This window comes from Bradyrhizobium sp. MOS001 (assembly GCF_004634465.1).
Lineage (GTDB): Bacteria > Pseudomonadota > Alphaproteobacteria > Rhizobiales > Xanthobacteraceae > Bradyrhizobium > Bradyrhizobium barranii.
On the sequence record NZ_SPVJ01000015.1, the window covers coordinates 106,736 to 118,924 of the forward strand.

Here is a 12,189-nt window from a genome sequence, read left to right on the forward strand (position 1 = left end):
AAGCAATCCAGAGTCCCTCCGCGGAGACAGTCTGGATTGCTTCGCTGCGCTCGCAATGACGATGTGGGGACTATCGAGGAATACAACGACCTTCGTCCCCGCGGAGACTCCCCCTCACCCTGACCCTCTCCCCGCAGGCGGGGAGAGGGGAAGAGGCATCAGCTCACTTCATCGCGCACTTGTCGTGGAAGCGATCCTGGTCGTTCTCCACGATCGTCGCGACCGTCTTCAGCGAGAGCTGGCCTTCGCCGTCCTTGACCACGTCCTGGAGATAGAAGCTCTGCACCGGGATGTGGTTCTTGCCGTATTTGAACGGGCCGCGCAGCGACTTGAAGTTGGCCTTCTCCATCTCGGCCTTCATCGCGTCCTTCTTGCTGGTGTCGCCCTTCACCGCGACCACCGCGCTGTTGATGAGCTGGGCCGCGTCATAGGCCTGCGCGCCATAATAGGTCGGGCGCAGATTGGGGTACTTCTTGCGGTAGTCGGCGACGAAGCGCTTGTTCTGCTCGTTCGGGAGGTCGTTGACCCATTCCTGCGCGCCGGGCACGCCGAGCGCGTTCTCCTTCTGGAGCGGGAGCGAGAGCTCGTCGACCGTGAAGGCGGTGTAGAGCGGCATCGTGCTCTTCAGGCCGGCCTGCGCATATTGATTGAGGAACTGCACGCCGGCCGCACCGGGATAGAATACGAAGATCGACTCGGCGCCCGAGGCGCGCGCCTTGGAGAGCTCGGCGGAGAAATCGAGCTGGCTCGGCCAGACCGTGTATTCCTCGCCCTTGACCTCTCCCTTGAACGTGCTCTTCAGGCCCGCGAGCATGTCCTTGCCGGCCGCGTAGTTCGGCCCGATCAGGAACACGCTCTTGACGCCCTTCTGGTTCATGTAGAGGCCCATGGCGGCGGGCGTCTGGTCGTTCTGCCAGGAGGTCGAGAACACGTAAGGCGAGCACAGTTCGCCGGCGAGCTGCGACGGACCGGCATTGGCCGAGATCAGGAAGGTCTGCGAATCCACCGCGGTCTTGAGCGAGGCCAGGAGCACGTTCGACCAGATGTAGCCGACGATGAAATCGACCTTGTCGGACTGCACCAGCTTCTCGGTCTTCTGCTTGCCGACATCGGGCTTCTGCCCGTCGTCCTCGTAGATCACCTCGACCGGCTTGCCGTCCATCTTGCGGCCGATGTGATCCAGCGCGAGCTCGAAGGAGTTGCGCATGTCGTTGCCGATCACGGCGGTCGGGCCGCTGAAGGTCGAAACGAAGCCGATCTTGATGGTGTCGCCGGCGAAAGCCTGATTTGCCAGCACCAGCGCCGCTGCGCCCGCCAGCCAGAATGCCGTCCTCATAACCACTCCCCTCCTTATTATTGATCCCGGAAACGGGGTGATCGCCGCCCCGGGTCTGTCTCTATTGAACGTAAAATCTGTCGCGCCGCCAATGGCTCAGCGCCCGCCCCTGCACCATATTTCGCCCCAATCGAGGATGGCAAGAAATATAATTCTACTCACTTCGTCCAAGGCTGCGGCGCTTTTTCGCGGGATGACGATACGCCCAGCCTATGCCGCGATTGATGACGGCTATTGGACTACGGCGCCCAATGCGCACTTACATGAAGGAGAGCAGCAGCGAGATTCGAGGGTGTTATCATGGCCGCAAATCCCCACCGCGTCGTCATCGTCGGAGCCGGCTTCGGCGGGCTGGAGGCGACCTACCGGCTCGCCGGCAGCCCGGTCGAGATCACCCTGATCGACCGCCGCAACCACCATCTGTTTCAGCCGCTGCTCTATCAGGTCGCGACCGCCTCGCTCGCGACCAGCGAAATCGCCTGGCCGGTCCGGCACCTGATGCGCGACCGGCGCGAGGTGACGACCCTGTTTGCGACGGTGAGTGGCGTCGACGCCGACCGGCGCTGCGTGCTGATCGACGACGGCAGCGAGGTGCCCTACGACACGCTGGTGCTCGCCACCGGCGCCCGCCATGCCTATTTCGGCCATGACGAGTGGGAGCAGTTCGCCCCCGGCCTGAAGACGCTGGAAGACGCGACCACGCTGCGCCGTCACATCCTGGTGGCATTCGAGCGCGCCGAGCGCGAGACCGATCCGGCCAAACGCGCGGCGCGGCTGACCTTCGTCATCGTCGGCGCCGGCCCGACCGGCGTCGAGCTCGCCGGCACCATCGCCGAAATGGCGCACCACACGCTCCCCGCCGACTTCCGCAACATCGACACCCACAAGGCACGCGTGGTGCTGATCGAGGCCGGACCGCGCGTGCTCGCAGGCTTCCCCGATGATCTCTCGGCCTATGCGCAGGCCTCGCTGGAAAAGATCGGCGTCGAGGTCGTGCTGGGCCAGGCCGTCACCGAGATCAACCGTGAGGGCGTCGTGTTCGGCGGCAAGCTGCTTGAGGCAAAGACGCGGATCTGGGCCGCCGGCGTGCGCGCTTCGCCCGCCGCCGAATGGCTGGGCGCGCCAAGCGATCGCGCCGGGCGCGTGGAGGTCCAAGACGACCTGACGATACCTGGTCATCCCGAAATCTTTGCGATCGGCGACACCGTCTTGATCAACGCCTGGGACGGCAAGCCGGTGCCCGGCATCGCGCCGGCCGCCAAGCAGCAGGGCCGGCATGTCGCCGAGACCATCAAGGCGCGCCTGCGTGGCGAGAATAAAGGTGCATTCCGCTACAAGCACTCCGGCAGCCTCGCACAGATCGGCAAGCGGCTCGCCGTGATCGATTTCGGCAAGGTCAAACTGCGCGGCACCATCGCATGGTGGATCTGGGGCATCGCCCACATCTACTTCCTGATCGGGCTGCGCCACCGCCTCAGCGTCGCCCTGAGCTGGCTCTGGATCTACGCCCGCGACCAGCGCGCGGCGCGGTTGATCACGCAGGGGAGTAGCAAGGTGGCGTAGGGACGCTGCCTCTTCTCCCTCTCCCCGTTCTTACGGGGAGAGGGTTGGGGTGAGGGGCTTCTCTCCACACGCGAGATCGTCGATAGACCTGTACCCCCTCACCCGGATCGCGCCGGACGATGCTACGCATCGCCGGGGGCGATCCGACCTCTCCCCGCAAGCGGGGAGAGGTGAAGGAAGACCGCGCTCGCGGCTACGCTGTTGCCTACTTCACCAACTCACATCCGCCCTCCGTCATCGGCCTAAACGCCTGGTCCGCGGGGATCGTCGAGACCAGCTTGTAATAGTCGTACGGATATTTCGACTCCTCCGGCTTCTTCACCTCGAACAGATACATGGGATGCACGACGCGGCCGTCCTGGCGGATCGTGGTGTCGCCGAACAGCTTGTCCTTACCCCTGAACTTCTTCATCTCGGGCACGGCGTCCTTCGCATTGTCGCTGCCGGTCGCGGCGACCGCGTTCAGATAAGCGAGCGTCGAGGCATAGACGCCGGCCTGGTTGCCGCTCGGCATCTTGCCGTTCATGCCGGGTCGCGCGGCGAAGCGTTTGGCAAACGCGCGGGTATCATCGTTCATGTCCCAGTAAAACGCTTCCATGAGCTGGAGGCCCTGGGCGACCTTGATACCCATGCCATGGACGTCGTTGATGAAGAGCAGGAACGCGACGAGCTTCTGCCCGCCTTGCTGGATGCCGAACTCGGCAGCCTGCTTCACCGCGTTGATGGTGTCGCCGCCGGCATTCGCAAGGCCGATCACCTGCGCTTTCGAGCCCTGCGCCTGCAACAGGAAGGAGGCGAAATCGGAGGTGCCGAGCGGATGTTTCGAGGAACCGAGCACCTTGCCGCCGTGCGCCTCGATGTATTTCTGCGCCTCCGCCTCGATGCCCTTGCCGAGCGCATAGTCGACCGTGAGGAAATACCAGTCCTTGCCGCCGCGCGCCATCATCGCAGCCGCGGTGGTGTTGCCGGTCGCCCAGGCATCGTTGACCCATTGGATCGTGTTGGGCGAGCAGGCCTTGCCGGTGAGATCCGAGCTCGCCGTGGACGACGCCAGGAAGGTCATGCGGCTGTCGCGCAGCAGCGTGTTGATGGAGAGGCCGACGGCCGAATTCGGCACGTCGACGATGGCATCGACACCCTCGACATCGAGCCATTTGCGCGCGATCGCGTTGCCGACATCGGCCTTGTTCTGGTGGTCGGCATAGACGATCTCGACCTTGATGTTCTTGCCGCCGCCGTTGAAGTCCTCGGCCGCCATCCGCGCAGCTTCGACCGAGCCCATGCCGTTGGTGTCCTGGAAGATGCCCGAGATGTCGTTGAGCACGCCGACGCGCACGACATTGTCGGAGATCTCGGCGCTTGCCGCGCCGCTTACCAGGCTCGCCGCGAGCGCAAGCGTCCATTTCAGGTGTTTCATCGTTCCCTCCCCTTTGTGTGTCGCGCCGGTCGCCGCCGGCACGTTCTGGAATCAGACCTGCCGTTCCGGCAATCTCAGCACCAGCCCGTCGAGCGCGGGCGTAATCATGATCTGGCAGGCCAGCCGGCTGTTCGGCAGCCGCTCGGCGGCGGTGCCGTCGAGCAGCGCGTATTCGTCATCAGCCATCGCGGACAGGCGCGCGAGCCAGGCTGCGTCGATATAGACGTGGCAGGTCGCACACATGGCATTGCCACCGCACTCGGCCAGGATGCCGTCGAGACCATGGCGGGTCGCGGCCTGCATGGCGCTTTCGTCGCCTGAGGTTTCGACACGATCGGACTTGCCGTCGGCATGGATGAAAGTGATGGCGGGCATCAAGGCTCCTCGTCAGGCCGGGGTGATGGTGACCGGCAGGCTGTCGAGCCCGCGCAGCGTGTTGTTGAAGCGGCGTTTCGGCTCGCCCGTGATCTCGATCTTCGCGATACGCCGCGCCAGCGCCGTCAACATCACTTCGCCCTCGAGGCGCGCGACGAGCTGGCCGACGCACATGTGGATGCCGGAGCCGAAACCGACATGGCCGGACGAGCGGCGCGTGACGTCGTAGCTGTCGGGCTTGTCCCAGCGGCGCGGATCGCGATTGGCGGCGGCAAGGAACATCAGCACCTTCTCACCTTCGCCGATCGTCGCGCCTGACAGCTCGACCTCACGTGTGGTGGTGCGGAAGAAGGTCTGCACCGGGCTTTCGAAACGAACCGCTTCCTCGAAGGCGCTCCGCGCGAGCGTGAGATCGCCGCGCAGGCGCTGCCATTGTTCGGGGAAGCGCGCGAGGCAATAGACGGCCGCGCCGATCCCGTTGACAGTGGTGTCGAGACCAGCCGACAGCAGCGAGCGCACCAGCAGCGGCGCTTCGGTGGCCGTGATCGCGCCCTCGTCGACCTGGGCATGAATGCAGGCGCCGAAGCCGCCGGGCGCAAGGTTCTCGCGCTGGCACTGCTCGGCAACATAGGCTTGATGGGGCGTCGAACGCGCAATCGCCTCCCGGCGCAGCTCATTGGGCGGCCCGAATGCGTTGAACACGACGCTCGCGTAGGGAATCAGATGCTCGCGCCCCTCGGATTTCAGCCCGAGCGCATCCGGGAAGATCGAGAGCGGATAGGCCTCGGCGAGGTCGGCGATCGCGTCGAAGCTGCGCCTTTCGATCAGCGCGTCCACCCGCTCCTCGGCCGCCGCGGCAAAGCGGTCGCGCACCTGCTTCATCACGGTCGGCGACAGCACCTTCGAGAGTACGGCGCGGGTCCGCGTATGCGCGGGCGGATCGGCCTCGAGGATCAGGCTCGGCGGCCGCCACGGCGTCTCCTTCTTGAAATCGGAGAGGCCGACGCCGCGGCTGGAGCAGAACGTCGCGGGATCGTTCAGCACGGCGTGGACCTCGGCATAGCGTGCCACGCCGTAGACGTTCCACTTGTCGAGATAGACGACCGGACCTGCCTCCCGCAGCAGCTCGTGCGTGGGATAGGGGTCGGCGAAAAAATTCATGTCGAAGGGATCGACGTCGAGATGCGGGACGCCTGATACGGCGGAGCCAGGTGCGCTCATTGAAGTCCTCCCTCATTTTGATCTTGTGAAAGGGCCGCGCTTGCCCTTAGGTCTTCGGACACGCCGCGAGACAAAAGACCGATATGCCGCCGTCTTCGACCAGAGCCCGCCAAAGGCCCGCACCCGCCGAAACCGGGCCGACGCTCGATCTCGACCGTTATGTCCCGGCTTTCATCACCTTCATCGCCAACAAGCTCTCGAACAGCGCTACCGCGTTCTACCAGCGCGAGTTTGGCGTCAACGTCACGGAATGGCGGATCATGTCGCTGCTGGCGATTGAGCCCGGCATTCCCGCCTCGCGGATCTGCCACGTCATCGGTTTTGACAAGGGGCCGGTGAGCCGGACGCTCGCGGGGCTGGAGAAGCGCGGACTGGTCTCGATTCGAACCGACCCGAACGATGGCCGCACCCATTCGATCTCGCTGACGGCGAAGGGCCGCGCCACCCATGACAGGGTGATCGTCGCGGCGTTCGAGCGCGAGCGGCGGCTGTTGTCCTGCCTGAGCAAGGACGAGCGCGAGGTGCTGATCGATCTGCTGCGCCGGCTGCACGAAAATCTCGGCGCAGTGACCGGCAGCAGCACCACCTGACGCGCGCGTGAAGCGCGCGGCATCGCCGCCTTCAGGCATACGCCGGCATTTGCCCGCGGCACCCTCTCTGCCGAGCATCGTTTCCTCCAGGATCAGGCGCAGCGGTTCCCCCGCCGTCATCCTTGTCTGGAACGGTTCGCACAAATTAGTTGCTTAAGCAACAAAAGAATCATGCAGGATATTGCGGCAGAATAGCTGGCTTAGTTGGCGGCAGCTCTATCCCCGTCATTGCGAGCGCAGCGACGCAATCCAGAGCCCCTTCGGGGAACGATTCTGGATTGCGTCGCTGCGCTCGCAATGACGATGTGGAGAGAGCGTGGCCTCACTCTGACTTGATCTGCCCGTGGCTACAGACCGATCCACTCACCCGACGCATCATCATTCACCCGCGCCACTGCATCGGTCCGCCGCGTCAGCCCGGCGCGCTGGTTGATGTAACCCTTGTCGGTGATCTCGCCGCCATCGACCGACGGCGGCTCGGCGAGCAGCAGCGCGCGCGTGGCGTGGCCGGAGGAGTTGGCGCCCTGCCCCTTCAGCTTCGCCAGGCCCTGCGCGATCGCAGTCCTGACCTTGCCATGCGCGAGCACATCGTTCACGCCTGCCGTCTCGGGCAAGCCGGCATGGGCACGGCAAGAAGCCATATTCGGGAACACCAGGAAGCGCACCTCGTCGCCGCCATGGCCGGTGACGACGATGTCCTGCGCCAGCGGCGCCAGCGCAGCGATGCCGGCCACGCGCAGCGTACCGACGCTGACCCAGGTGCCGGAGTTGAGCTTGAAGTCCTCCGCGACGCGGCCGTCGAAGAACAGACCCCGCTCCGGCCTGTTCGCATCGGCAAGCTTCACGGCATCGCCGATCAGATAAAAGCCTTCGTCATCGAAAGCCTGCTTCGTCAGCTCCGGCGCCTTCCAGTAACCCGGCGTGACATTGGGGCCGCGCACGCGCACCTCCAGCTTGTCGCCCGACGTGACGAGCTTCAGCTCGGTTCCGGGAATGGGCACGCCGATATTGCCCGAACGCTCCGCGAGGAAATGACAGTCGGTCGCCAGCGGTGACGTCTCGGTCGAGCCCCAGGCCGACACCATCGGCAGCGGACGACCAACAGTCTCCACCGAAAGCTGCTCGAGCGCGTCCCAGAGGTTCTGCGGCAGCGCGGCGCCGGCATAGAAGGCGAATTTCACCTCGCCGAAGAAGCGGCGGCGCAGTTCCTCGTCGCCGCGCAGCGCTGCGATCAGCATGTCGAAGCCGCGCGGCACGTTGAAATAGACCGTCGGCATCACGCTTTTCAGATTGGCGAGTGACGTTGCGAAGAGACCGGGCGCGGGCTTGCCGCCGTCGATATAGAACGACCCGCCGTTGCGCAGCACGAGATTGAAATTGTGGTTGGCGCCGAAGGTATGGCTCCAGGGCAGCCAATCGAGAATGATGAGATCGCTGTCGGCCTGGTCCAGGAACGTCCAAGTTTGCGCCTTGGCCTGCTGGCTCGAGGTCAGCATGCGCTGGGTGTTGATGACTGCTTTCGGCGTGCCGGTCGAGCCCGAGGTGAACAGGAATTTTGCGATCGTATCCGGCGTCACCGCGGCGAGGGCTTTTGCGACGTCGCCCGTTTCGGGCGTCGCCGCGATGTCACGGAAGGCCAGCGCATCGGCATCGCCGGCATTGCCACTGATGATCTGCGCCTTGTGCAGCGGCTCGATCGCGGCCAGCGCCGCGGCAAACGGCTTTGTCGCCGAGACATAGATCACGCCCGGCTGAAGCAGCGAAATCATGCTCTTGAGCTTGTCGAAATCTTTCGACATCAGCGAATAGGCCGGCGAGATCGCGGCCGAGGGAACGCCGACATGCTGGGCGGCCAGCGCAAGCAACGCGTGATCGATGCTGTTGTCGGAGAGGATGACGACGGGACGCCCGGCGCTGAGGCTCTGCGCCAGAATCCAGGTCGCCGCCGCGCGCACACGCCGCAGGGCACCCGCGTAGGTCATGGTGGCCCAGGGCGTGTCGGCGCTGTCGCGCTCGGCGAGGAAGATCGTATCGGGCGTCTGCCGCGCAAAATGCTCCAGCCAGTCGCCGATGCAGCGCGCGCCGTCGCGCAGGGGCTCTGGCGAGCGCAGCACGATGCTGCCGTCGGCGCGATGCTCGGCGACGGTCTTGGGCGTTGCGAACAGGCTCGAAGCGTCACCGCGTGCGGCGGTTGTCATGGTTTCCTCCTCGCCCGTATCCGGGATCGGCTGCAGCCTCGTTCCGGGCCGCTTTTGGCCATATTGTTGGGCACGACAATTGTTGTCGTCAACAACAATCTTCCGCACAGGCCTTCGGGGCGCTAAGGTTGCACGGCAGGAGAGATTACGTGACAGCCAGCGCAGCCCGAACTGAGCCCCGCCCCTCCCCACGCAAGCGGGCCGGCAACGGCGCCGCGCGGCCGAACGACGCGGACGAGATCGGCCTCGACGCACTGGTCGGGCACGCCGGTTATGCGGTGCGGCGCTTCCAGATCTGGATCTTTCAGGACTTCATCAAGACGCTCGGCGCGGTCGACATCAAGCCGACGCAATATTCCGTGCTGACGGTCATCGGCGCCAATCCGGGCTTGTCGCAGATGGCGGTGGCGAAGCGTCTCGGCATCGAGCGCGCCCGGCTGGTGCATCTGCTCGACAGCCTCGAACAGCGCAAGCTGGTGAAACGGGTCAAGTCGAAGGCGGACCGCCGCTCCCACGCGCTGCACCTCACCGCACCGGGGGAGACGGCGCTTGCCAAATTCAAGCGCCTCGCCGCCGAGCACGAGCGGCATGTCGTGGAGAAGATCGGCAAGGAGAACCGGGAGCGGCTGCTCCAGATCCTCGCCGGCTTCACCTGATCGACGCTGCCCAATATTTGCGCAACTGCCCGTATCGGGGCGCTGGCACGACGGCCCAACAATCCTCGAAATATCTTACAAGCCACTGATCCTTCGATAATATCCGAAGCATAGCGCCTGCCCGGATTGTGTACACAATGGCACATCGCTTGCTTCAATCCGGGTAAGACCTGTTGCCGGAGTTTTGTCACCATGGGGGCTGAGCAGCCTGAAACGATCGCCGCGATTGTGGCCGCGCATCGCGCGGGCACGATCACGCCTGCGCAGACCGTCGCGCGAACCTATCAGCGCATCCGCGATCACAACGATCCCGCAATCTTCATCAGCCTGCGCGACGAGAAGGACGCGATCGCGGAGGCCGAGAAGCTTGCCGCAAGGGATGCCACCAGCCTGCCGCTCTACGGCGTGCCGGTTGCGGTGAAGGACAATATCGACGCGCTGGGATTTCCGACCACCGCGGCCTGCCCGGCCTTCTCGTATACGCCGACGCATGATTCGACCGCGGTGGAGCGCCTGCGCGCGGCCGGCGCGATCATCATCGGCAAGACCAATCTCGACCAGTTCGCAACCGGCCTCGTCGGCGTGCGCTCGCCTTATGGCATCCCCAAAAATTCGATCCGCGAGGATCTCATTCCCGGCGGATCGAGCTCGGGCTCGGCAGTCGCGGTCGGTGCCGGACTCGTGCCGCTGTCGCTGGGCACGGACACCGCCGGCAGCGGCCGGGTGCCGGCGATGCTCAACAACATCGTCGGGCTGAAGCCGAGTCTCGGCATGATCTCGACTGCTGGCCTCGTACCGGCCTGCCGCACGCTCGACTGCATCTCGGTATTCGCTTTGACGGTTGACGATGCTGCGCTGGCACTCTCCGTGATGGCGGGGCCGGACCAGGCCGATCCGTTCTCGCGCGACCGGCCGCTCGGCGCGATCACGCCGTTCCCCGCGAATTTGCGCCTCGGCGTGCCCCGCAACGGGCAGCTGATCTTCTTCGGCGACAGGAAGGCGGAAGCCGCTTACGGTGATGCGCTGAAGCGCTGGACCGCGCTCGGCGCTAAGCTGGTCGAGTTCGACCTCGAGCCGTTCTACGAGACGGCGCGGCTGCTCTATGAGGGGCCGTGGGTCGCCGAGCGTTATCTCGTGATCAAGGATCTGCTGGCGTCCGCGCCTGATTCGATTCATCCGGTGACGCGCGAGATCACCGCCGCCGGCGCGCGGCTGACCGCTGCGGAAACCTTCTCTGCGCTCTACCGTTTGCAGGGCTTGCGCAAGATCGCCGAGCGGACGTTTGCCAATATCGACGCGCTGGTGCTGCCGACGGCGCCGACGGCGTATACGACCGCCCAGGTGCTGGCCAATCCGATCGAGCTCAACAGCCGGCTCGGCACCTACACCAATTTCGTCAACCTGCTCGACCTCTGTGGCCTCGCGGTACCGGCGTCGATGCGCACCGACGGCATTCCGTTCGGCATCACGCTGCTCGCGCCTGCGGGGCGCGATGCGCTGCTTGCGAGCATCGGCCGTGCATTCCATGCGGATACGAAGCTGACCGTCGGCGCGAAGGGCGTCGCGCAGGCACCGCTGGCGCCGCTCGCAGCAAACGGCAGTGACGAGATTCCGATCGCCGTCGTCGGCGCGCATCTCTCCGGCATGGCGCTGAACGGCGAATTGCGGGCACTGAACGGAAAGCTGATCGAGGCAACGAAGACCGCGCCGGACTACAAGCTCTACGCGCTTCAAACCACGCCGCCGAAGCCAGGCATGCTGCGCCTCGAGGCGGGCACGGGCGCGTCGATCGAGCTGGAAATCTGGTCGCTGTCGTCATCCGCCTTCGGCAAGTTCGTCAATGCGATTCCCGCACCGATGGCGATCGGCACGATCAGGCTTGCGGATGGCCGCAGCGTGAAGGGATTTCTCGTCGAGCCGGAGGTGCTGGGCGAGGCGCGAGACATCACGGCGTATGGTGGCTGGCGGAAGTTCATGGCGGAGGCCGCGAAGGCGTAGCTGCCGTAGGGTGGGCAAAGCGTAGCGTGCCCACCAACAGCATTAGTTAGGATAGATGGTGGGCACGGCGCTTTGCGCCTTTGCCCACCCTACGGTACCGCGTTTGCCGCCCTACACCGACACCGCGTAAATCTCATACTCGCCGCGCACCAGCTCGATATGCGCGCGCATCGCAGCCGCAGCGCCCTGCTTGTCGCCGCGCATGATGGCGACGACGACGCGATCGTGCTCGGCCTGCGACTTTGCCAATCTGCCGAGGTTGCGGAACTGGGCGCGGCGGAACGGTTGCACGCGGACGCGCGTCGCCAGCGTGATCTCGGCGATGTAGCCGTTCTGCGATCCCGCATAGATCGCGTTGTGGAAGCGCTCGTTGACCTCGTGGAAGCGATCGGGATTGCCGGCGTAGCTGAGAACGCGCAGCTCTTCGTGGATGGCTTCAAGACCATGGCGCTCGGCGGCCGACATGCGTTCGGCGGCAAGGCCCGCGCACAGCGCCTCGAGCTCCGCCATGGCCTCGAACATGCTCTTGAGACGCTCGACCGAGGGCTGCGCCACCACCGCACCGCGATGGGCGCGCGATTCGACGAGGCCGCTCGCCACCAGCTGCCGCAGCGCCTCGCGGACCGGCGTGCGCGAGACGCTGAAGCGCCGCGCGATGTCGGTTTCATCCAGCGGCGCGCCGGGGGCCAGGGTTCCGCGTACGATCTCGTCGGCGAGTTGAAGCCGCAGTTCCTCGGCGCGCGTGATCTTGTGCAGGCTGGGCTGGGCCCGGTCGACGCGCGGCACCACCGGCTCGGCCGGCAATGTTCCGGGCGGAAGATCGTCAAGCGTCATA

Annotated in this window: 10 protein-coding genes; 4 read left to right on the top strand and 6 right to left on the bottom strand. The window is 65.2% G+C overall.

Annotated elements, in window-relative coordinates:
- Nucleotides 1-163: 163 nt before the first annotated feature.
- Nucleotides 164-1,336, bottom strand: a complete 1,173-nt coding sequence (locus CT676_RS20405) for an ABC transporter substrate-binding protein (protein WP_028148067.1) — start codon at nucleotides 1,334-1,336, stop codon at nucleotides 164-166.
- Nucleotides 1,337-1,636: 300 nt separating this feature from the next.
- Between CT676_RS20405 and CT676_RS20410 the strand changes: the two genes are divergently transcribed.
- On the top strand, nucleotides 1,637-2,899 hold the full coding sequence (locus CT676_RS20410) for an NAD(P)/FAD-dependent oxidoreductase (RefSeq protein WP_135215218.1): 1,263 nt from the start codon (nucleotides 1,637-1,639) through the stop codon (nucleotides 2,897-2,899).
- Nucleotides 2,900-3,104: 205 nt separating this feature from the next.
- On the opposite strand, the gene CT676_RS20420 is transcribed toward CT676_RS20410, so the two are convergent.
- The 3 genes from CT676_RS20420 to CT676_RS20430 are packed head-to-tail and all read right to left on the bottom strand — an operon-like array spanning nucleotide 3,105 to nucleotide 5,912.
- Nucleotides 3,105-4,316 carry an ABC transporter substrate-binding protein gene (locus tag CT676_RS20420; protein WP_085399257.1) on the bottom strand — a complete coding sequence of 404 codons (1,212 nt, stop codon included), beginning with the start codon at nucleotides 4,314-4,316 and terminating at the stop codon, nucleotides 3,105-3,107.
- 51 nt (nucleotides 4,317-4,367) lie between these two features.
- Nucleotides 4,368-4,691: a 2Fe-2S iron-sulfur cluster-binding protein gene (locus CT676_RS20425; protein ID WP_085399235.1), complete on the bottom strand. Its 324-nt coding sequence runs from the start codon at nucleotides 4,689-4,691 to the stop codon at nucleotides 4,368-4,370.
- A gap of 12 nt (nucleotides 4,692-4,703) precedes the next feature.
- Complete coding sequence (locus CT676_RS20430) at nucleotides 4,704-5,912, bottom strand: cytochrome P450 (protein WP_085399234.1); 1,209 nt, start codon at nucleotides 5,910-5,912, stop codon at nucleotides 4,704-4,706.
- An 83-nt stretch (nucleotides 5,913-5,995) separates the two neighbouring features.
- Here CT676_RS20430 and CT676_RS20435 point away from each other — a divergent pair, with 83 nt between their 5' ends.
- Nucleotides 5,996-6,502 carry a MarR family transcriptional regulator gene (locus CT676_RS20435; protein WP_085399233.1) on the top strand — a complete coding sequence of 169 codons (507 nt, stop codon included), beginning with the start codon at nucleotides 5,996-5,998 and terminating at the stop codon, nucleotides 6,500-6,502.
- A gap of 347 nt (nucleotides 6,503-6,849) precedes the next feature.
- Here CT676_RS20435 and CT676_RS20440 read toward each other — a convergent pair whose 3' ends face one another.
- Entirely contained in the window at nucleotides 6,850-8,700 is a 1,851-nt protein-coding gene (locus CT676_RS20440; RefSeq protein ID WP_167768102.1) for a feruloyl-CoA synthase, read from the bottom strand.
- 149 nt (nucleotides 8,701-8,849) lie between these two features.
- Here CT676_RS20440 and CT676_RS20445 point away from each other — a divergent pair, with 149 nt between their 5' ends.
- A complete protein-coding gene (locus CT676_RS20445) occupies nucleotides 8,850-9,356 on the top strand; it encodes a MarR family winged helix-turn-helix transcriptional regulator (RefSeq protein ID WP_085399232.1) in 507 nt (168 codons plus the stop codon).
- Between the two features lie 192 nt (nucleotides 9,357-9,548).
- Nucleotides 9,549-11,354: an allophanate hydrolase gene (gene atzF, locus CT676_RS20450; RefSeq protein WP_085399231.1), complete on the top strand. Its 1,806-nt coding sequence runs from the start codon at nucleotides 9,549-9,551 to the stop codon at nucleotides 11,352-11,354.
- Between the two features lie 111 nt (nucleotides 11,355-11,465).
- Here atzF and CT676_RS20455 read toward each other — a convergent pair whose 3' ends face one another.
- Entirely contained in the window at nucleotides 11,466-12,188 is a 723-nt protein-coding gene (locus tag CT676_RS20455) for a GntR family transcriptional regulator (protein ID WP_071909100.1), read from the bottom strand.
- Nucleotide 12,189 lies beyond the last annotated feature (1 nt).